This is a genomic window from Pedobacter arcticus A12 (genome assembly GCF_000302595.1).
Lineage (GTDB): Bacteria > Bacteroidota > Bacteroidia > Sphingobacteriales > Sphingobacteriaceae > Pseudopedobacter > Pseudopedobacter arcticus.
This window is the reverse complement of record NZ_JH947125.1, coordinates 965,335-985,032: the sequence shown is the minus strand read 5'-3', so window position 1 is coordinate 985,032 and position 19,698 is coordinate 965,335. Positions and strand designations below refer to the sequence as shown.

Annotated in this window: 18 protein-coding genes and 1 tRNA gene; 4 read left to right on the top strand and 15 right to left on the bottom strand. The window is 35.5% G+C overall.

All coding sequences use genetic code 11. The features are described from left to right. Positions 1 to 138: 138 nt before the first annotated feature. On the bottom strand, positions 139 to 492 hold the full coding sequence (locus B176_RS0105610) for a hypothetical protein (protein ID WP_017257807.1): 354 nt from the start codon (positions 490 to 492) through the stop codon (positions 139 to 141). 362 nt (positions 493 to 854) lie between these two features. On the opposite strand from B176_RS0105610, the gene B176_RS0105605 reads away from it, so the two are divergent. Next, the gene (locus B176_RS0105605; protein ID WP_017257806.1) at positions 855 to 1,241 is read left to right on the top strand and encodes a hypothetical protein; all 387 of its coding nucleotides are present in this window, start codon (positions 855 to 857) and stop codon (positions 1,239 to 1,241) included. Positions 1,242 to 1,310: 69 nt separating this feature from the next. On the opposite strand, the gene B176_RS0105600 is transcribed toward B176_RS0105605, so the two are convergent. The 14 genes from B176_RS0105600 to B176_RS0105535 all read right to left on the bottom strand — a co-directional run bounded on the left by B176_RS0105600 (position 1,311) and on the right by B176_RS0105535 (position 15,912). Further along, a tRNA-Leu gene (locus B176_RS0105600) sits at positions 1,311 to 1,390 on the bottom strand. Positions 1,391 to 1,411: 21 nt separating this feature from the next. Then, the gene (gene hscB, locus B176_RS0105595) at positions 1,412 to 1,945 is read right to left on the bottom strand and encodes a Fe-S protein assembly co-chaperone HscB (protein WP_017257805.1); all 534 of its coding nucleotides are present in this window, start codon (positions 1,943 to 1,945) and stop codon (positions 1,412 to 1,414) included. Positions 1,946 to 2,053: 108 nt separating this feature from the next. Further along, positions 2,054 to 3,379 carry an RIP metalloprotease RseP gene (gene rseP, locus B176_RS0105590; RefSeq protein ID WP_017257804.1) on the bottom strand — a complete coding sequence of 442 codons (1,326 nt, stop codon included), beginning with the start codon at positions 3,377 to 3,379 and terminating at the stop codon, positions 2,054 to 2,056. Positions 3,380 to 3,436: 57 nt separating this feature from the next. Continuing rightward, positions 3,437 to 4,600 carry a 1-deoxy-D-xylulose-5-phosphate reductoisomerase gene (locus B176_RS0105585; RefSeq protein WP_017257803.1) on the bottom strand — a complete coding sequence of 388 codons (1,164 nt, stop codon included), beginning with the start codon at positions 4,598 to 4,600 and terminating at the stop codon, positions 3,437 to 3,439. A 253-nt stretch (positions 4,601 to 4,853) separates the two neighbouring features. After that, positions 4,854 to 6,365, bottom strand: coding sequence for a GH3 auxin-responsive promoter family protein (locus B176_RS0105580; RefSeq protein WP_017257802.1), 1,512 nt, complete (start codon positions 6,363 to 6,365; stop codon positions 4,854 to 4,856). An 18-nt stretch (positions 6,366 to 6,383) separates the two neighbouring features. Next, positions 6,384 to 7,172 carry a hypothetical protein gene (locus B176_RS0105575; protein WP_017257801.1) on the bottom strand — a complete coding sequence of 263 codons (789 nt, stop codon included), beginning with the start codon at positions 7,170 to 7,172 and terminating at the stop codon, positions 6,384 to 6,386. Beyond that, positions 7,169 to 8,137 carry a glycosyltransferase gene (locus tag B176_RS0105570; RefSeq protein WP_017257800.1) on the bottom strand — a complete coding sequence of 323 codons (969 nt, stop codon included), beginning with the start codon at positions 8,135 to 8,137 and terminating at the stop codon, positions 7,169 to 7,171. Before B176_RS0105570 ends, B176_RS0105575 begins: the two co-directional genes overlap by 4 nt. Positions 8,138 to 8,267: 130 nt before the next feature. Beyond that, on the bottom strand, positions 8,268 to 9,284 hold the full coding sequence (locus tag B176_RS0105565; RefSeq protein WP_017257799.1) for a PDDEXK nuclease domain-containing protein: 1,017 nt from the start codon (positions 9,282 to 9,284) through the stop codon (positions 8,268 to 8,270). Between the two features lie 97 nt (positions 9,285 to 9,381). Beyond that, positions 9,382 to 9,918, bottom strand: coding sequence for a DUF1003 domain-containing protein (locus B176_RS0105560; RefSeq protein WP_017257798.1), 537 nt, complete (start codon positions 9,916 to 9,918; stop codon positions 9,382 to 9,384). A gap of 208 nt (positions 9,919 to 10,126) precedes the next feature. Next, entirely contained in the window at positions 10,127 to 11,083 is a 957-nt protein-coding gene (locus tag B176_RS0105555; protein ID WP_017257797.1) for a glycosyltransferase family 2 protein, read from the bottom strand. Positions 11,084 to 11,331: 248 nt separating this feature from the next. Continuing rightward, positions 11,332 to 11,892, bottom strand: a complete 561-nt coding sequence (locus B176_RS0105550; RefSeq protein WP_017257796.1) for a DUF4199 domain-containing protein — start codon at positions 11,890 to 11,892, stop codon at positions 11,332 to 11,334. Between the two features lie 4 nt (positions 11,893 to 11,896). Beyond that, entirely contained in the window at positions 11,897 to 12,565 is a 669-nt protein-coding gene (locus B176_RS0105545; RefSeq protein ID WP_026063173.1) for a hypothetical protein, read from the bottom strand. 14 nt (positions 12,566 to 12,579) lie between these two features. After that, entirely contained in the window at positions 12,580 to 13,839 is a 1,260-nt protein-coding gene (locus B176_RS0105540) for a dihydroorotase (protein WP_017257794.1), read from the bottom strand. Positions 13,840 to 13,854: 15 nt separating this feature from the next. Then, complete coding sequence (locus B176_RS0105535; RefSeq protein WP_017257793.1) at positions 13,855 to 15,912, bottom strand: BatA domain-containing protein; 2,058 nt, start codon at positions 15,910 to 15,912, stop codon at positions 13,855 to 13,857. A 409-nt stretch (positions 15,913 to 16,321) separates the two neighbouring features. Between B176_RS0105535 and B176_RS0105525 the strand changes: the two genes are divergently transcribed. Genes B176_RS0105525 through B176_RS0105515 form a run of 3 tightly spaced genes read left to right on the top strand, consistent with a single transcriptional unit; the run spans position 16,322 to position 19,444 of the window. Further along, positions 16,322 to 17,056 carry an SDR family NAD(P)-dependent oxidoreductase gene (locus B176_RS0105525; RefSeq protein WP_017257791.1) on the top strand — a complete coding sequence of 245 codons (735 nt, stop codon included), beginning with the start codon at positions 16,322 to 16,324 and terminating at the stop codon, positions 17,054 to 17,056. 4 nt (positions 17,057 to 17,060) lie between these two features. Next, positions 17,061 to 17,555: a hypothetical protein gene (locus tag B176_RS0105520; protein WP_017257790.1), complete on the top strand. Its 495-nt coding sequence runs from the start codon at positions 17,061 to 17,063 to the stop codon at positions 17,553 to 17,555. 17 nt (positions 17,556 to 17,572) lie between these two features. Then, positions 17,573 to 19,444, top strand: a complete 1,872-nt coding sequence (locus B176_RS0105515) for a PAS domain S-box protein (RefSeq protein WP_017257789.1) — start codon at positions 17,573 to 17,575, stop codon at positions 19,442 to 19,444. Positions 19,445 to 19,698 lie beyond the last annotated feature (254 nt).

Genomic DNA, 19,698 nt, shown 5'->3' with positions numbered 1-19,698 from the left:
ATTTAGTTGGTTTTTGTAATATTATGTGAACAGCTTAACCTGTAGCTATGGCCAATCTGTTTAAAATAGGAACGGAACAATTTCTTATCCCGTTTCTCACTATATTCTTAAAAATAGAAATAATTTAGAAATGCTTTTTTATTTCTTTTTAATGTAATTCTCCATTAGCTCTATATACCTATCTTTCAAATCTTCATGTTCTCGCAATAACAACTCATACTTGTCTCTAACTTCCTTACAGGTTTCATATACCGCAACTGGTTCGGCTACTATATTTACTAATGATTTCCGGCTTTTTTTGAGTTCTGAAAGTAATGGTAAGCCCAAAGATTTTTCGAAAGCTAAAATATATTTCAGCTCCATCTCGTCTTTTTTCAGCAAAGAGTTTACCGTGATTCTCGAAACCCCTATTTCTTTACCTAACTGAGTAATTGTTTTAGCATTCTGCCTGTAGACGGCATTTCTAACAAAATCTCCTACCTCGATTTTCATCGTACAAAGGTCTTATCATTATTGATTAAAGTACTTATCAAAATACTTATCTATACATTTCATTATTTATCATTTATTTTCATATACTTGCAATTGTGATAAGTATATTTATCATATTAAGTAATTTTAAGTCTGAAAAATGACTTAATCCCACTAAAAGTTATTACTGGAAAATCTTCTCATATTTACTCGTTGATTTTTGGCCAAGAATAAAAACCTATTAAAGAACAAAAAGCATGTCTTAAAATGCTATAAAAATGATGGAATTTAGTATTGAAAGTTACTAAATGAGACAGCGAATTGAATGTTATAAAATTTTCTGAAGGTATGATAGTACAAGTGCATACACAATTATTTAACTTATGAGTTTCGCAAACCTACTAGGAGTCGAAACAGAGTTTATTGCAGTAGAAGCGGATATCATCGCAGTGCATGGACGCGAGTGGAAACCTATTGAAGCGCTTCCCACTTATATTCTGGGTACTATTGATTTAGCAATTGACTATAAAAAACGAAGGCTACTAACCAACTCAATGATTTTCGACTATATTGGACAAATCAAACAGTTTTTAAAGTGCAATGCATCTATAGCATATTTTACTCCAGATATTAAAGTCGAAGTTCTTAAAATCAAATATTTGCCGTGTGCATTCTTAGGCAAATGCCCATACGAAGGAACTTTATGTTCAACAGTAAAAACCAAAAGCGGTGAATACCTAACTAAAAGCAAGCTGAGCATTGGTTCATAAACATCGTCCTCTAATTTCATTTTCAAAACCAAAAAAACCTCTTTAAAATTAATTAAAGAGGCTTTTTAGTACCCAGCGCCGGAATCGAACCGGCACAGTTTCCTATCGGTGTTTGAGACCGACGCGTCTACCAGTTCCGCCAGCTGGGCATTTCGTTGTAGACGTTTGTTTTACAAGCGGGTCGCAAATTTATCGATTGATTCTCGTATTCGCAACAAATATTTCTTTCTGTACCAAATATCTTTAATTTTCAAAAGCGGAGTTGCTGCATCAGCTTTTTCATCCACTTCAAAATCAGTGGTTAAGCTTTTCAATTCGGCGTTCAGCTCACCTTCAAAATCGTCAACATTTTTTTTAACTTCTGCCAATTTCACTTCATCTGCATCAAATTCGAGTTCCATAATACCCTCGTTCACCTCCATCATCTCCATTAAAAAATCTTGTGGAAGCTGATATTTTTCGCCTTCTATCAAAACATTTTTTAGCGTTAGTACATAAGGCAATAACTTATCCGGATTTGAAAGTGTTTGAAATGCTTTGTTGTTGAGTGTAGAAAGTTCTAAAATTTCCTGTTGTTTTTCCTCAGATTCATTCACAAAAAAATCTGGATGGTATTCTTTACTTAAAGCATAAAATCTCTTTTTCACCAAAGTTTGGTCTGGCGAAAAAGAAACTGGTATATCGTAAAATTTGAAGTAATCCATTTTTTGTGAGTTGAAAGTTTAAAGTAGAAAGTTTAAAGCTTTCCAAGTAGCAAAATTTGTTCTTTACATTGCAAGTCTACTTTTTACTTGAAACTTTTTACTTTGAACTTATTTCGTGAACACTTTAAAAATATCATTTCCCAATACAAAGACCATCAGCGTAGCTAAAATCACAAAGCCTACCATTTGGGCTCTTTCCATAAATTTATCGCTTAGAGGCTTTCCTTTGATCATTTCTATCAATAAAAACACTGCATGACCACCATCTAAAGCTGGAATAGGTAATAAGTTCATCAGCGCAAGCGCCATAGAAAGCAAACCGGTAATGCTCCAGAACTTAATCCAGTCCCAAGTGCCTCCGTAAAGTTTACGGGCAATTTCTACTGGACCAGAGAAAGCCTTTGTTGCTTTTACCTCACCTTTTACCACTTTTCCTAAACCTTTTGCGTTATCCGTTAAAGAACCCCAAGCTTTTGACGCACCTGCTGGTAACGCTTGTAAAAGTGTGAAATTCTGAGTTTCGGTTTTTATACCTTCCAAATTAAATGCAAAACCAATGGTTCCCTCACTGGTTACTTTAACTGGTAAAGTTACTTTTTCGGTAGCCCGCAAAACAATGAGTTCAACTTCCTTGTTTTTTTGATCAGCCAATAGCGTACGTAACTGATCGCTATAAACTGCTTCCTGACCGTTCACCTCTAAAATTTGATCATTGGTTTTTAAACCAGCTTTTTCGGCATTCCCATTAGAAACTACTTCGCCCACTTTGGAAATAATACGTGGTGACACAAACTCATCAATACCATAGTCAGAAACTGTATTTAAGATATTTGCAGGAATAGCAATCTCTTTCTTTTCGCCGTTTCTTAGTACAGTTAACGTAGAATTACCCAAAAGCACATCAGAACTTCTTAAATCACCAAACCGCACTAACTCTTTCCCGTTAATCTCAGTTACTTTATCACCTGCCTGTAAACCAATTTGTTGACCCACAATTCCGGGTGCAATTCCGTATTTAAGTTCGCTATTTGGGATATAGGTTTCGCCATATTTGAAAGTCAACATCCAAAAAATGAAAATACCTAAAAAAATATTTACAGTTACGCCACCCAACATCACAATTAAACGTTGCCAAGCTGGCTTAGATCTAAACTCATAATCCTGCACAGGTTGAGCCATGGCTTCGGTATCCATCGACTCGTCAATCATCCCGGCAATTTTAACATACCCACCCAAAGGCAACCAGCCTATTCCGTACTCGCAACCTTTGTAATTTATACTGAACAACTTAAATCCCCAAGCATCAAAAAATAGGTAAAATTTCTCTACTTTAATTCCAAAATACCTTGCGGTTAAAAAGTGTCCCAATTCATGCAACACAATTAAAATAGATAAACCCAAAATTAGTTGGGCAATCATCACTACTACATCCATTTCTTATTTTTTATTGTTTGATTCTTTTATTAGCTACTTGTTACTAAATTCTTGATACTATATACTTTTTACCAAATGTTTCGCAAAAATGCGAGTTTGCTTATCGGTTTCAAAATAATCTGCCAAAGTAGGTTCTTTAATGTAAGCGACCTTTGCCATGCAGGTTTCAATCACTTCGCTCATCTGCAAAAAGCCGATTTCATCTTTTAAAAATTCGGCAACTACTACCTCATTTGCCGCATTGATAATACAAGGCATGTTACCAGCCTTTTGCAAAGCTTCAAAAGCCAAAGCTAAATTTCTAAATATTTTGGTGTTGGCGGGTTCAAAAGTTAAAGTTGGGTGGTCTAAAAAATTAAAACGCTTAAAATCATTTTTCACCCGATTTGGATACGCCATGGCATATTGTATAGGCAGTTTCATATCAGGCACACCCATTTGCGCTTTCATTGACCCATCTTGAAACTGAACGATGGAATGAACGATAGATTGTGGGTGAACAATAACATCAATCTGTTCTGTCGTTAAATCAAACAACCATTTTGCCTCGATAACTTCCAAACCTTTGTTCATCAAGGTTGCAGAATCAATCGTGATTTTTGCACCCATAACCCAGTTAGGGTGTTTTAAAGCTTGGTCTTTGGTTGCGGTGGATAGAAATTCGATACTTTCCCCTCTGAATGGTCCGCCCGATGCTGTTAAATAAATTTTTTCAATTGGGCTTTTCTCGCCTACTAAGCATTGAAAAATTGCAGAATGTTCCGAATCTACCGGTAAAATATCAACTTGATATTGTTTTGCCAATGCATTGATCAATTCACCGGCAACTACTAAAGTTTCTTTATTGGCTAAGGCGATATGTTTACCGGCTTTTATGGCCGCCATGGTTGGTTTTAAACCCGCAAAGCCAACTAAGGCAGTTAAAACCATCGTCACCCCAGGCAAAACCACTACTTCGCAAAGTGCTTCTTCTCCAGCTTTAACTTCAATTTCTGTATGCTTTAAGGCGTCTTTTAATTGTTGATACTTACTTTCATCGCAAATAACAACTGCTCTAGGGTTAAATTTAAGCGATTGAGCAATCAGCAAATCAACATTGGTTTGCGCCGTTAAAACCTGGACGCAAAATAAAGTAGGATTAGCTTCAATAACGTCTAATGCTTGTGTGCCAATGCTACCTGTTGAACCTAAAATGGCTATATTTTTTACTGATTGATGCAAATGGAGTTGGTTAGGTTGTTCGCTGATTAGGTTGTTAGTTGGTTAGGTTTTAGGCTAAACTTTATTACTTGATACTTATTACTTATTACTTGACACTTATTACTTGACACTTATTACTTGACACTTATTACTTGATACTTATTACTTGACACTTATTACTTGATACTTATTACTTGATACTTATTACTTGATACTTATTACTTGATACTTATTACTTGATACTTATTACTTGATACTTATTACTTGATACTTATTACTTACTACCGTCTATAATGTACTGAACTAATTTATCGGCTAATGAACGGTCGTTTGCTAAACGAGGGACTTTATTTTGTCCGCCCAATTTTCCTTCAGCCCGCATTAAATTAATAAACGAACTGGTTTTTAACGACCGTAAAACTAACGGTTGCAATACCTTTCCGCTTATTAAATCCTTGTAATATATATTTTTTTGCTGTAAAGCTTGATCAACTTTTATTGCAAATTCTTTTAAATTTTTTGGAGGATTAACAAATTCTACAAACCATTCATGGTAAGGCATTTCTCCTTTACCGGGATTTACCTGTGGCGCAACGGTAAATTCTGTAATCTCTATATTTTCATCCTTTGCTATAAGCAACAAAGCCTGCTCCACCTCCTCGCCTATCACATGTTCGCCAAAAGCGGAAATATAGTGCTTTATTCTGCCAGTCACCAAAATTTTATATGGATTTTTGGAAACAAACTTCACGGTATCGCCCAAAGAATACGCCCAAAGGCCAGCACTAGTACTCATTACGATGGCGTAATTTTTATTCAGCTCAACTTCACCCAGCGATAAACGGACTGGCTTTTCATCAAAAAACGTTTCTGTAGGGATAAACTCATAAAAAATACCAGCATCTGCCAAAAGCAATAAAGATTTATCTTTCTGACTGTCCTGAAATGCGATAAATCCTTCTGAAGCTGGATAAGTTTCGATACTATCGATTTTAAACCCTAAACTTTCTTCTAACCTTGCTCGGTAAGGTTCGTAATTTACACCTCCGTATACAAACAGCTTAAAGTTTGGAAAAATGTCTTTGATTTTTTGTTTCCCCGTTTTGGCTATCAGTCTATCGAAATACATTTGACACCATGGCGGAATGCCCGATATCAATCGCATATCGGCATTAAGGGTTTCTTCAACTATCGCATCCACTTTTTGTTCCCAATCTTCAATGCAATTGGTTTCATAACTTGGCAACCTGTTTTTTTGAAGATATGCAGGAACATGGTTGGCTACAATTCCGGATAAACGACCAAAAGAAATCCCGGCCTTTTTGTCCATTTCTGGGCTTCCTTGTAAAAAAATCATTTTACCGTTAACAAAATCGGTTTTGCCAGTTTCGTGAATGTAAGATAACAGTGCATTACGAGCCGCTTTAATATGCTCTGGCATCGACTCTTTAGAAATTGGGATGTACTTTACGCCTGATGTTGTACCAGATGTTTTGGCAAAATAGATAGGCTTACCGGGCCACAGTATATTTTCTTCGCCTTTTACAACTTTCTCGATATAAGGTTTAATATCCTCATAATCGTTAACAGCAACGCGTTTTTTAAAATCTTGAAAGGTTTTGATTTCGTTAAACTGATGATCTTTACCAAAAACCGTGTTTTGAGCAGTTTTAATTAAGTTTTGGAGGACTCTGTTTTGCGCATCAACGGCGTTATACTTCCATTTATTCATTTGCCTTACGGCGAAAGCTGCAAACGGTTTACTTATCAATCCTTTTAACCCCATAACCTGTTTAGCCTAATTTTATATAATATTTGCTAAAATTTCTGGTTCTTGGTCGCCTTTATACTCATCAGTCATTTTGCGGTATGCCACTGTTAAAGCCACGCTAGAAAGCGGGATAATTATAAAAGAGCTTAAGATATTTACAAACGTTGCGATAACGGTAAGCTGAAAATAGTTTAAAACCAGGTACATCACTTGAAAAAAGCCAAGTATAAAAAGCAACAACAAAATTTTAAAGAAATTACCTTTTGTAATAGCCAAACTTAATTTCAATGATTTAAATGGTTGCTCATTTTTATCTATAATAAAAAACGGGAAAAACGAAATACGTAACCAAGTAATAAAAATAGCTCCCAACCCTACAGAAATAGCCAAATTGGTTAATAACTGAAAGTTAATACCCGTATATATAAACGGGAAAACCAACAAAGCAACCACCATATAAACCCCCAATACACAAAGGGTAAAGTAAAAACTAGCAATCAAAAAATTGATCATTTGCTTTTTGGTAGGCAATGTTTCTGCTAAGCTTAACTCTTCGGCCTCGTGATCTAATAAGTGAAAAATAAACTTAAACAGTGATAATGCACAAAGCAGATAAGTAGATATAAAAACTAGGAAAAGCGCTACGTTTAAAAACTGATTAATATCCTTTAAAAAAATAGCCAATAAGCTAGAAAAACTCAGTGTGGCAAACATTAAAAAACACAACAAGGCCAACGAAAAATAGTGGTGTTTTGTAATATGCCAAGCCTTGGCAATTACTTCATTTACCGAAAAAGTGGTCTGTCTTAAAAATTCTATCATCTACTAAAAATAATCTTCCTCACATAATCCTGCATAAAACCCATGCCATAAGCAGTAAGCTGAATTAGAGAGGTAAAGATGCTCAAAAATGCAACATTTAACGACTTATTTTTACTCCAGGAGTCGAAAAATACCGAAAGAAAATAAATAATGATAAAAAAATTACAAGCCGGTGCAATTGACCAGCAGAAAACGTTGGCTAAAAAGCTAAAAAGCAAGCCTAACGTAAATATTGCAGGGAAGAAATGAACCAGTTTTAGGGTGGCAGGAAAAAATTTGGTAATGTTAATTCTTGCTCGGCCAAAAAAATGCAACTGTTTCCAAAAAGCTTTAAAGCTTGTACGTCTTTTATGATAAACTTTAGCATTTGGAATTAAACCGATTTTGAAACCAGCTTGGTGAATTCTGATGGAATATTCAATATCCTCGCCTAATCGGGTGATGATAAAGCCACCAACTTTTTCCCAAACTTTACGAGAAAGCCCCATGTTAAAGCTACGCGGATGAAACTGTCCGCCGGCATTTTTTGATTTCCCACGGATGCCACCTGTTGTAAAAACCGATGTCATGGAATAGCTGATGGCTTTTTGTAATGGCGTAAAACTTGGGTGTGCATCGTCTGGTCCACCAAAAGCATCTAAAGGATTGTTGTAAAGGTGATTTTTTACGTTCTCTAAGTAATCCGTAGGAATTAAACAATCGGAATCAAAAATGATAAAATAATCGCCTTTTGCTCTTTCGAAACCATAGTTGCGGGCAAAGCCTTGCCCCTCGTTTGGCTTTACAAAATATTTTATATCAAGTTGTTCCTTGAACGATGCAACAATTTTTTCAGCTACCAAGGTTGAGCCATCCTCGATCACCAAAACCTCAAAAGCCATATAGGTTTGTTGCACCAGGGTTTCTAGTAGCTCTTTGATTTCCTGTGGGCGATTATAAAGTGGGATGATGATGGAGAAAAACATTTTCGGGTTGTTTGTGATCGATTATTTTCTTGTTTTAAGGTTTATCCACGGCCTGTTTCTGGCAGACCATAATTTATATTTTATCAGTTTGTGAATACACCTATCTAAAATGAAAAAACAACCCACCATACTATTCATTATCTGATTCGGTTTTTTGGTGGCCCTGTTCTATCAATTGTTTCAAATCCTCTTCTTTAGGCAAATAAAGAAGATATTTACTGGCAAAAATTTGCTTATTGTCTTTTGGCAATGTAATTTCTACTAGTGTATCTTTCTTGTCCTTACACAGAATAATCCCGATAGTTGGCAATTCGTCTTCAGATTTCACAAAGCGATCATAGTAATTCACATACATTTGCATTTGTCCTAAATCCTGATGTTTCAACTTTCCAATTTTCAGATCCAATAATACAAAACACCTCAGCAAGCGATTGTAAAATACTAAATCTACTCTAAAATGCTCTTCATCAAAAGTAAATTTTACTTGCCTACCCACAAAAGTAAATCCTTTGCCAAGCTCTAATAAGAAGTTTTCAATTTTATCAATAAGCGCCTGCTCTAAATCAGTTTCGGAGTAATTATGCTTTTGCGGTAGATTTAAAAATTCTAGTACGTAAGGGTCTTTTATAGCATCAATCGGCTTTTCTATAATTTGACCTTTTTTGGCTAATATTTTAAGGCGCTCTTTATCTTTAGATATTAAAAGTCTGTGAAACAATGCGGAGTTTATTTGTCGCTCCAACTCTCGTACGCTCCATAAATTATTTTCTGCTTCGGTTTGATAAAAGTTTCGCTCCTCTAAGTCTGCTATCCTCATTAGGTGGATATAATGTGTCCAGCTTAAACTTTGCGAAATCAGTGATTTCGCATTCTTATAAGCAATATAAAATTTCCGTATCAACTCTAGGTTGCGTTTAGAATAGCCTTTTCCAAATTCTGTTTTGAGTATGTTTGATAACTCTTGGAGAAGAAAAGCCCCATATTCCGCTCCATTTTCACCACTTTGCTCTTGTTCAACAATCTGCTTTCCAAGTTCAAAATAAGTTTGCACCATCACTTGGTTCACTTGTTTTACAAGCTTCATTTGTACATCTCGAAGCAGTTGCTTTATATTCTCAAGAAAAGGGAGATCGATACTATTCTTCATTTTAAATAATAACTTATTCTATAACTGCAAAAACAAACTGTAGCGCAAAAATCAGTCAAATGAGAATAAATACAACAATTTCGGATAAATGGTTGATTCAATTATCAATTTTCTGTTCCAGCTTCTTTAAAATCTCCAACTGTTTTGCCTGGCTTTCAAATAAGGTTTTAATTTGCTCTTCTAACAAAAAATCGATTTTCTGGTTAAGTGCATTAATTTCCAACTCTGCTTTTAGGTTAACCATGTAGTCGTTTTCGCTTCGTTTTCTGTCTTTTTCTTCTTGGCGGTTCTGGCTCATCATAATAATAGGCGCTTGCAAAGCCGCGATACAAGAAAGAATTAAATTCATTAAAATGAAAGGATAAGGATCAAAGTTATCTCTAATGGGCGTGATGGTGTTAAACAAAATCCACACTACCAAAATAACAAAAAAGGAAATAATGAATGCCCAGCTTCCTCCAAATTTCGCAACGTGATCTGAAATGCTTTGGCCTTTTGTAATCACCTCCCGAGGTGGGTTCAATAAATTATTGGTAATTAGCTTTTCATCTTCAATTACTTTTTTAACAATTTCTTGAAGCTTTCTGATTTGATCACTGTTGGCTATCAGTAATTTCTCTACGTCATTATCCATGTTTTTCGTTTTAAATGTTTAGCCTCACCCCAACCCTCTCCGAAGGAGAGGGAGTTACCTGCTACCGCTAATGACTAATTGTACTCCTTTTACTAATGACTAACTAATGAACCAATGACTGAACTCCCTTTACTAATGACCAATGAACTAATCCTACTAATGACAGCTAATGAACTGATGAACTCCTTCTACCGATGAACTCCCTCTACTAAACCACTTCCTTTTCTATCTGATAATTGTTTCGCGTTGGCGAGTTTCTAGAAACCAACTCTGCCACAAAACCAGTTAAAAACAGCTGAGAACCTACAATTACCGCAACCAAAGCAATGTAAAACAAAGGCTGGTCGGTAACTTCTCTTGCTACTTTAACATGCTTTGCAATATTGTACAGCTTTTCGCCGATGATCCATAAAGCCATAATGGTTCCGATCAAAAAACTTAAAACACCCATTGAGCCAAAAAAATGCATCGGGCGTTTACCAAATTTACCCACAAAAAAGATAGATAGTAAATCTAAAAAGCCATTGATAAACCTGCTGAAGCCGAATTTGGTAGTTCCGTACTTGCGAGCCCTATGCTCCACAACCTGTTCTTCGATTTTCTGAAAACCTGCCCATTTGGCCAAAACCGGTATATAACGATGCATTTCGCCATACACCTCAATATTTTTGACTACTTCTTTTCGGTACGCTTTTAAGCCACAATTAAAATCATGTAAATTATTTATACCCGACATTCTGCGAGTTGCCGCATTAAAAAATTTAGTAGGAATGGTTTTGGTCAAAGGGTCGTAACGTTTCTTTTTCCAGCCAGAAATTAAGTCCAGTTTTTCTTCCTTGATCCTACGGTAAAGCTCTGGAATTTCATCAGGAGAATCCTGCAGATCCGCGTCCATGGTAATAATTACATCCCCATTTGCAGCATCGAACCCAACATTTAGCGCTGCAGATTTTCCGTAATTTCTCCTAAACTTAAAGCCCTTAACGGCAGCATGACTTTGATGCAGTTCTTCAATTTTCTCCCAAGTACCGTCGTTGCTACCGTCATCTATCAATATAATCTCGTAAGAAAACTGATTTTTATGCATCACTTCCCTAATCCAGTCTGTTAGTTCTGGCAAAGATTCAACCTCGTTATATGCGGGTACTACAACCGAAATATTCATTTGTTTTTATTTAGCTAAAAGCTTTTAAAAGCTCGTTTGTTTTAGCTTAAAGCAAAAGGCTAAAAGCTTAAAGCCTTGAAATCCAAATAAAAAAACGCTCGTTATACAAAAGAAGCGTTTTTTTTATTTGCAACAATAACTCTGTCAAATAATAAATTGCATTGAACTTGAAAATAAAATCCAAACTGGAAACATTTCAACACCGCAAGTTTAGCATTAGGCTTCGACTCCGCTCAGCCTCACAACTACTAGTTTTCTTCTTCTACCGGAGAAAACATGGGTGGATTTTTTTTGAGTACCGCAGCAAAAATCAGCGAAAGCACAAAACCAACTAAAATTGCAATTACTAAATTTCTAAAGAAATCGCCAATTGAAGGCATATATTGTGATTTTAAACTTTCGGTTGCTTTCTCAATTGCATCATCTAAAGCATCACCGCTCATCCCCATTTTCTCAAAAGTCCCAGTCATTCCGTCGGCAACATAGCCTTTTACTTTATCATATGCGTTCGGCTCAATAAACCGATAAAACACAAAATTAAAAACACTTGAAGCTAAATTTGCGACCAACGACATGATGAAAACTCCGCTTAGTGCTTCCTTAAAAGACCAATAACCGCCAATTTTCTTTCTTAAATCAATTGCAAAAAATATATAAATCCCTAAAGAAACTAAAGTAATCATGAGACCGTACCAAGTTGCACCCAAAAGATTTGGTACTGCATAATAGGTAACCAACTGTATAGCGATAGTAATTATGGCTATAATAATTCCGTTGCTTAGTGCGAATTTATTTAATTCCTTATTCATGATTTTAAGCTTTGAAATTTAAAATTAAAGATAAAATTGCAGCATCAAAGGCAGGGTCTTCGCTTAAATCTTTAAATTCTTTAATTCCTTCGGCATCTGGCTCTGTATCGTAAAAATAAGCCATTAATGGGTAAAATATATCGCGTATTTCCGACGCTGGATCTAAAGTTTTAGAAACACGGGCAATCTCTTCCAAATTGCTTTCCATTAAAATTTGGTTGGCAATAATGTCTTCGTAAATACGGTGCTCGTCTTGAAATTCATCTTCTTCAACCAATAAAAACTCCTTTAAAAAGTCGTCTAAAGATGGCTCAATATCTTCGTCCTCGCACTCGTTTAGGTAAAGCAACAAGTTTAAAAGTTCGGTACCACGATCTAAAGTTTCCTCCTCAATCTGTTCCCATTCCGGAGAGTCCAAATAGTCAACATTTAGTTTTTTGGTATCTTCTGCAAAGAAATTAATCATTAACAAATCAAATGTAACCTCCGTTAAAGGCTCTAATTGTGGTGCATCATCAAAAACAGCATCCATTGCAGCTACCTTACTCATGAAATCCTGTTCGCTAGAAAAAATAGCGATTAACTTTGCAAGATCTTTTTGACCGGCTACATTCTCTAAAGCAGAAAACGTATTAAAAAGATTCTCTAAGGCATTTTTTACTTTAATATCCATAATATTTATATTTTTCAATTAGCTATATACATTTGTTGATTATTGCAAGTTAACCAAACTTTCCCTTTTAATTTCTGGGTTAAGAAAGGGCTATTTGCAGATTTGGAAAGGTTGTTCTCTTTGGTATAAACCCATTCACTTTTATCAAATAAAACTAAGTTTGCTTGCTCGCCCTCGGTTATACTTGGTGCTTTTAATCCTAATACTTCGCGTGGACTTGTAGCTAGTTTCTGTACAATTTCTTCTTCAGTTAAACCCGCTTGATAAAGCAATGGCAATGCAGTTTGTAAACCGATGATACCGTATTTTGCAATCTCAAATTCTACTTCCTTAAATTCTATTTCCTGTGGCTGATGTTGAGAAACTACTGCGTCAATAGTCCCATCTTTGAGCCCTTTTATAAGCGCTTTTACGTCTTTACTTGTTCGTAAAGGCGGTTTCACTTTATAATTACTGTCGAAATCAGCGATAGCTTCATCGGTTAAAACCAAATGATGCGCTGCAACATCGCAACTTACTTTGGCTCCTTTCTTTTTAGCATCTTTAATCAACTCAACCGCGTGGGCCGTAGATACCGTAGAAAAGTGAACCCTTGATTCGGTGTAGGCCGCCAAATATAAATCACGGATAATCATGAGTTCCTCGGCTAAATTAGGTATGCCTTTCATCCCTAAATAAGTGCTCATTGCACCCTCGTTCATTTTTGCATTGCCCGCTATAGAAGCATCTTCTGGGTACGATAAAATCAGCGCATCAAAACCTTTGGCATACAATAAAGCCCGCTCCATTAATCCGGCATCTTGCACTGCTTTATTGCCATCGGTAAATGCAACAGCTCCAGATTTCTGCATGTCGTACATTTCTGCCAAATCTTTCCCTTCACGCTTCTGCGATATGCATCCGTAAGGAAAAATATCAACTAAATTTCCTTTGGCTTTATTGATCAAAAACTCAACCTGCGATTTAGAATCTGTGGTTGGTTGGTTATGTGGCATCAGCGCTACGCCTGTAAATCCGCCAGCCATTGCTGCTTTGCTTCCCGTCTCAAAGTCTTCTTTGGTCTCTAAACCTGGTTCGCCAAAGCTTACATTCATATCAAAAAAACCAGTTGCCAAAAACTTCCCTTTTCCGTCTACCACTTCAGCATCAGTCTTTAAATTAGCGCCTATCTTTTCGATAATTCCGTTGTTGACGATGACATCTACAACTTTTAAATGGTGTTTTGATTGTGGATTTACTATTGTGCAGGATTTAATAATGATGTTTTTGAGCATGACTATTTTGCTGTTTTATATCTTTTCTTTTTGATTGAGCACTGGCTTTTTGTAAAACCTGATGAGCAGAATTTCTGCCGCCAAAAATATTAGGGTCAAAATTAGACAAAGTTTCCATAAGGATGTGCCTAAATTGACTTCTTTTATTTGCTGATCAGTGATTTTTTCTTTTGAGCTGATAATACTTTTAGCAGGTATCTGAAACTTGCTTTCGAGCTCTGTTTGACTATAAAAACTTAAATCCGACTCTGCCCTACTTTGGTTAAGTGCAAAAATATTAACGATGGAATCTCTGTAAAAAACATCGTAAAAACCTGGTTTCTTAAGCTGATCGGCAAAGTAAATACTGCTATTTAAACCATTATTTTGATAAGATGGAATAACATCTACCCCATTTCCTACAATTTTTATATTCTGATTCTCTGCTAGCGGAATACTGGGCATCGATACGTTTTTAACATCGCCCAAAGTATAAAATAAAGCTGGCGAATTAAATCCTACCAACGCACTTTTGAATAAAATGGGTAAAAAAAGCGCATGCTGAGAGAAATTGCTTGCTTCGTTTTCTAAAGGTAAAAACGAAATATAAATTTTCCCTTTACCCAATTGGTAGGCGCTTAATAAATTGTTAGACGCTGTTCCGCTAAACAGCAACTGTCTGGTTGTTTTGGTAAAGTTTGATGCTTTAAAAAACTGCTTTGCAATGGGTAAATCTATATTTTTTGGATATTGATCAAATAAATCTTTAAAAAGTGGATGTGCTAAATTTAGTTTGGCCACTTTATTTTCTGTAGTTTCTAAACTTAAAGGGATATCAGTTTCTAACCCTTGCAGAAAAGCTTTATAGCTCAGTAAATCCGCTTTAAGCGGGATAAAAACACTTAAATTGCCTCCGTTTTTAACGTATATTTTTAGTTGTTGGGCCAAACCAGCTGGCACTTGTGTTAAATTCTCTAGAACAACCAGTTGTTGGCTAGCCAAACTGCTGTAATTTAGCTGTGCTTGGTCAATTTCAGAAAGTTTAAAAAACGGATCTGTTCTGTAAGCTACGCCTATACTCTTTACTGGCTTGCCATCGTAAATTGCGGTAATATTTGAATGGTCTTGAATTTTGAAAACAAAATTTAGCTCGTCGTCAAAAGTAATGGGATAATCTTTTATACTTAAGGTTGCTTTTTGCCAATTCCCGGTTAAACCAGAAAACAGTAAGGTATCCAAAACATACGAATTTGCTTTAATACTACTATTGCCAATTGCTTTTTGTACTCCATTAATTTTTAAGCTGAGCGATATATTTTCTACATCCTTATCAAAATGGTTACTGAGTTTATAAACCAGACTTTCTGATTGTTGCGCTTGATGAAAAGGATTTAAAAAGTAAACCGAATCGACAGAAATATTGGGCAGATTATTAGATAAAAGTGGAACTAGCGTAAAACTAATTGCGGTATCTTTCTGTAAAACTTGCTTAAAATTAGGTTGTTTTTGAAAATCGGAAATCAAATAAGCAGTTCGGTTAACTTGTTGCTGCGCATTTAAAAAGTCTGCTTGTTTATTGATAATTTGCTGATAACTGCTTGAAAGGGGCTCAACAGTTACGTTATCCAGTTCGTCCAAAAGTTCGTCTTTAGCTAACAAACGCTGAGACGCAGCGCCAAAATTATTGGTTAACAGTTGAAACCGATCATTTAACCCATAAGCATTTACCAAATCTTTAACCTTTCGCTTTCCTTCATCCAGCAAAGTGCCGTTTTTGTTCACTGCAGCCATCGAAAAAGAATTGTCTAAATAAATACTGACTACGTTTTTTTGAAAACCTTGTTGTTGCTGATTATTTTTAATAAAAGGTTGAGCAAAGGCAAGCACAAAAAAAACGATTGCCAAAATACGGCACAACAAAACCAAACACTCCTTTAGGTTTTTAGCAGTGGCAGTTTGTAGCTGGACAGCTGTTAAAAAGTTAATATTTGTAAAATAAACTTTTTTAAAACGTTTGAAATTGAAGAGGTGAATAATTACCGGAATGGCAACTAAAACTAGGCAAAAAAGAAACTCAGGAAAGAGAAACCCCATTAAGATTCAAAGGTACAAAATAATTAATTTTAAAAACGAGGGGATTACTCCAAGAAAATGCTTTATTTAAAAATATTGTACAGCCAGTTTTGATTGCCCATGCAATAAAAAGATTACAGCGTTTAAGCAAAATTGCGCATCAATTTCTTTAATTTTGCATTTATAATTTAGTAGGTCTACTGTTTTATAATTGGAAATAAATTTCCGATTATTTGTTAAGCATTCAGCTAGTTCAAAAAAAGCGAATCTTGCGTTTGAAACCATAAATAAGAAACATACCTAAATATCATGAGTAAAGAAAATAATCATTTATCTTAGCACATCGGCTGTTTTTTACATCAACATTGATCACAATCCGTAAAAAGCAATTGGTAACACATCAAAACAACATTTAAAAACACATCATTTTATGCAGAGCACTTCATTTGACGACCAACTTTTACCTCAAAAAATTATTATTACCGGGGCAAGTAGCGGTATTGGTTTTGAAGCAGCAATAGAACTTGCAACCAAAGGACATGAAGTTATTGCAATAGCGAGATCGAAAGAGAAATTGCAGAATCTAAAAAAGCTTGTTACAGATTTAAATCCCGAAGCAGTTATTTTTCCGGTGGTATTTGACATCTTGAATGACGAAGAAATAGCACTTGTAAATTTTGTCAAACAGCAATGGGGTACTTTTAACATTTTAATAAACAATGCCGGCACCCTCATCAACAAATCCTTTATGGAACTCACAGAATTTGACATGGCAGAAATGTTCCAGAGCAATGTATTGAGCCATTTTAGAATGATTAAAGCTTTGAAACCATTGTTGGCACCACAATCTCATATATTAAACATTGGTTCAATGGGCGGTTTTCAAGGAAGTTCGAAATTCCCTGGGTTGGTTGCATACTCTGCCAGCAAAGCCGCCCTGCATAATTTAACAGAATCTTTAGCACAAGAATTGCTTGAAGATAAGATAAAAGTAAACTGCCTAGCCTTGGGTTCTGCACAAACAGAAATGTTAGAAAAAGCGTTTCCCGGCTACGAATCGCCAGTAATGGCTTTCGAAATGGGCAAATATATTGCAGACTTTGCTTTAACCGGTCATCGTTTTTTTAATGGTAAAATTTTACCGGTTGCAGTAACAACACCTTAAAAACATGAAAAAAACAATATTATACCTTGCTGGAATGTGTTTAATATTTGCCTGCACTAGCGACACTAAAAACACAGAGAACGTAGACCATACGCAGGAAACAACCAGCACAGCCAAAACCCAACCTGAAAAGCTTTTTGACGTACCCTGGGCTGCAGTTTTAGATTCTACATCGCAAAAAATAAGCATGCAACAAACCGTTGGTGTTAATGATGAAGATTTGAACCTAGCTAACGTTACCGAATCTTTAAACCGGAAATATCCTGAAATAACCATCACAGAACCTACGCAGAAAGGTGATACCGTTTTTATAAAAATAAAAGATGCAAGCTACCTTACGCAAGGTTCTGGATCAATGGGTGCAGAGATTTATATGGCCGAATGCACTTATTCCTTTACGCAGATTCCGGGTGTTACATTTGTAAACTTTGATTTTGCAACCGGCGACCATGCATCACCAGGAACTTTTAAACGTTCCGACTTTGAATTCAAAAAATAAATTTAGCAAACCGTTCAATGGTAGAACATCAACAATCTTCGTTAATTGATCACTTAATTGCTGAGAGCGCAGACTTGATTTGTATCTGCAATGATAAAGGAACAGTTGTAAAAATAAATAAGAGGTTTGCAGAAAACACAGGCAAGGTTGCAACAGAACTTGTTGGAATATCAATTCAAACCATTTTTTCTGATCAAAATAAAAAGTTAAATGAGTTACTGTATAACGCAGTATTAGCATTTCAACACGAAAGCCAGTTTAACAATAATATAAAAGATACGGATGGTCGTTTGCACTCGGTTTCATGGCGATTTTCGAAATTTGAAAATTTAACAATCATTAGAGGGGTTTTTTCGAAAACGCTTGTAAATAGTCCACTTATCAATACGGACAAAAGATTTAAAACAGTGGTGGACAATGCTTCTGATTGCTTTTTTTTGTTAGACAGCGATTTCAACATTATCTTCCAAAACAAAGCCGCGATCAAAACATTTACGCATCCTCAGTTTAAAGATGAAAGCAATATTTTTTTTGGGAGTTTTCCGGAAGAGACCAACCGGAAGTTTTTTGATCATTTTACCAGCGCATTAAATACAAATACTCATTTAAGGTTTGTAGAGTTTTCGCCCATACTTAACTGTTGGTTTGATATTGATGTTTTACCTTATGAAAACGACTTAAATATTTTGGTCAATGATATTTCGGATAGAATTATTGATCAGAAAATAAATGAGCTCGAACTGAAGACATTTGAATTAAACATTGCCAAGAACAAACCTATTGCAGAAGTACTTTTAAGTTTATTAGAAGGCTTTGAAGGGCTTTACCCACATTTACATGCTTCTATTTTAAAAATAGAAAATGAAAAAATAGTTCACGTGGTAAGTCCGAGATTACCCCTGAAATTTTGCTGGGCAATAGATGGGGAGACAATTGGACCAGATCAGGGCTCTTGCGGAGCAGCAGCTTATTATAAAAAAAGTGTTATTAGTTTTGATATAGAAACCGATCAAAAATGGACCGCTTTTTTTCAACACATACAACCTTTTGGTTATAAATCTTGTTGGTCTTTCCCGATATTAAGCAACAAAAGCTCGGAAGTAATGGCAACTTTTGCGATTTATACCAAAGAAAATTTACTACCTACTCAAAACGAACTAAAGAGCATTGCCCGTTTATGTAATATCATTAAAATTATATTTGAAAATTTAAAGCAAGATGATACTATTCTATTGATGAACAATCGATATGAAATGGTTACCATGGCAACAAACGATGCTATTTACGATTGGGACTTAAAAACCAAACGCGTTTATTGGAGTGAGAACCTTTTTAATATTTTTGGCTTTACACCTGCAGAAGCACAGCAAACAAAAAACTGGTGGATCAATCATATCCACAAAGATGACCGAAACGAAACCATTAGTTTATTAAAAAAGTGCTTAAAAGACAAAAAATCGGGCTGGGTAGCTGAATATAGACTTAAGTGCGCAAACGGCATTTTCAAGCATGTGTATAATCGAGGTTATATCCTTTATGATAGCCAAAATACGCCAATGTCGATTATCGGTGCTATACAAGATATCAGCGGGTTAAAAGAAAGAGAAATCGAGATTACCATCCAAAACAATAAACTCAAAGAAATTGCACAAATCAGCTCTCATGAATTACGCCGACCAGTTACCAGTATTCTAGGACTGATTAGTTTATTCAACAGTGAAAATTTAGCAGATGATAATAATGGCATCATCATAGAGTATTTGCGCAAAGCTACCCAAGAGCTGGATGATGTAATTCATTCTATCGTTTCCAAAACCTTAGAAGCTGATGAAACTATCTATGACAAGGCTCGTAATTTCAGAAACCTTTCTTCAAGTGTAAACAAGTAGATTCAGCATACTAAAGCATAACGCAATTCTGGATTTGAGGCTATAGTATTTTAAATCTGGGTCTAAAAAACAGTATTATAATCGGCAGTAAGTCTCAGTAGGTTTTCTGGAGCAACCTTTCTGAAGAAAAGCAAAAAGGATTTCAGCCAAAATCTCTACTGTAAAAAATCCCCAATACAAAGGTCGAGTATCAAATATAATCTATCATCTTTAACAGAATCTAAAACATATGTTCTAAAATAAATCTATGCTAG

What these genes read in the sequence shown, in the direction of transcription:
- B176_RS0105525 (WP_017257791.1), top strand. Translation starts at nt 16,322, where the DNA reads ATGCAGAGCACTTCATTTGACGACCAACTTTTACCTCAAAAAATTATT.
- B176_RS0105535 (WP_017257793.1), bottom strand. Translation starts at nt 15,912, where the DNA reads ATGGGGTTTCTCTTTCCTGAGTTTCTTTTTTGCCTAGTTTTAGTTGCC.
- B176_RS0105575 (WP_017257801.1), bottom strand. Translation starts at nt 7,172, where the DNA reads ATGATAGAATTTTTAAGACAGACCACTTTTTCGGTAAATGAAGTAATT.
- B176_RS0105565 (WP_017257799.1), bottom strand. Translation starts at nt 9,284, where the DNA reads ATGAAGAATAGTATCGATCTCCCTTTTCTTGAGAATATAAAGCAACTG.
- hscB (WP_017257805.1), bottom strand. Translation starts at nt 1,945, where the DNA reads ATGGATTACTTCAAATTTTACGATATACCAGTTTCTTTTTCGCCAGAC.
- B176_RS0105515 (WP_017257789.1), top strand. Translation starts at nt 17,573, where the DNA reads ATGGTAGAACATCAACAATCTTCGTTAATTGATCACTTAATTGCTGAG.
- B176_RS0105545 (WP_026063173.1), bottom strand. Translation starts at nt 12,565, where the DNA reads ATGGATATTAAAGTAAAAAATGCCTTAGAGAATCTTTTTAATACGTTT.
- B176_RS0105580 (WP_017257802.1), bottom strand. Translation starts at nt 6,365, where the DNA reads ATGGGGTTAAAAGGATTGATAAGTAAACCGTTTGCAGCTTTCGCCGTA.
- B176_RS0105560 (WP_017257798.1), bottom strand. Translation starts at nt 9,918, where the DNA reads ATGGATAATGACGTAGAGAAATTACTGATAGCCAACAGTGATCAAATC.
- B176_RS0105570 (WP_017257800.1), bottom strand. Translation starts at nt 8,137, where the DNA reads ATGTTTTTCTCCATCATCATCCCACTTTATAATCGCCCACAGGAAATC.
- B176_RS0105550 (WP_017257796.1), bottom strand. Translation starts at nt 11,892, where the DNA reads ATGAATAAGGAATTAAATAAATTCGCACTAAGCAACGGAATTATTATA.
- B176_RS0105540 (WP_017257794.1), bottom strand. Translation starts at nt 13,839, where the DNA reads ATGCTCAAAAACATCATTATTAAATCCTGCACAATAGTAAATCCACAA.
- B176_RS0105610 (WP_017257807.1), bottom strand. Translation starts at nt 492, where the DNA reads ATGAAAATCGAGGTAGGAGATTTTGTTAGAAATGCCGTCTACAGGCAG.
- B176_RS0105555 (WP_017257797.1), bottom strand. Translation starts at nt 11,083, where the DNA reads ATGAATATTTCGGTTGTAGTACCCGCATATAACGAGGTTGAATCTTTG.
- B176_RS0105520 (WP_017257790.1), top strand. Translation starts at nt 17,061, where the DNA reads ATGAAAAAAACAATATTATACCTTGCTGGAATGTGTTTAATATTTGCC.
- rseP (WP_017257804.1), bottom strand. Translation starts at nt 3,379, where the DNA reads ATGGATGTAGTAGTGATGATTGCCCAACTAATTTTGGGTTTATCTATT.
- B176_RS0105605 (WP_017257806.1), top strand. Translation starts at nt 855, where the DNA reads ATGAGTTTCGCAAACCTACTAGGAGTCGAAACAGAGTTTATTGCAGTA.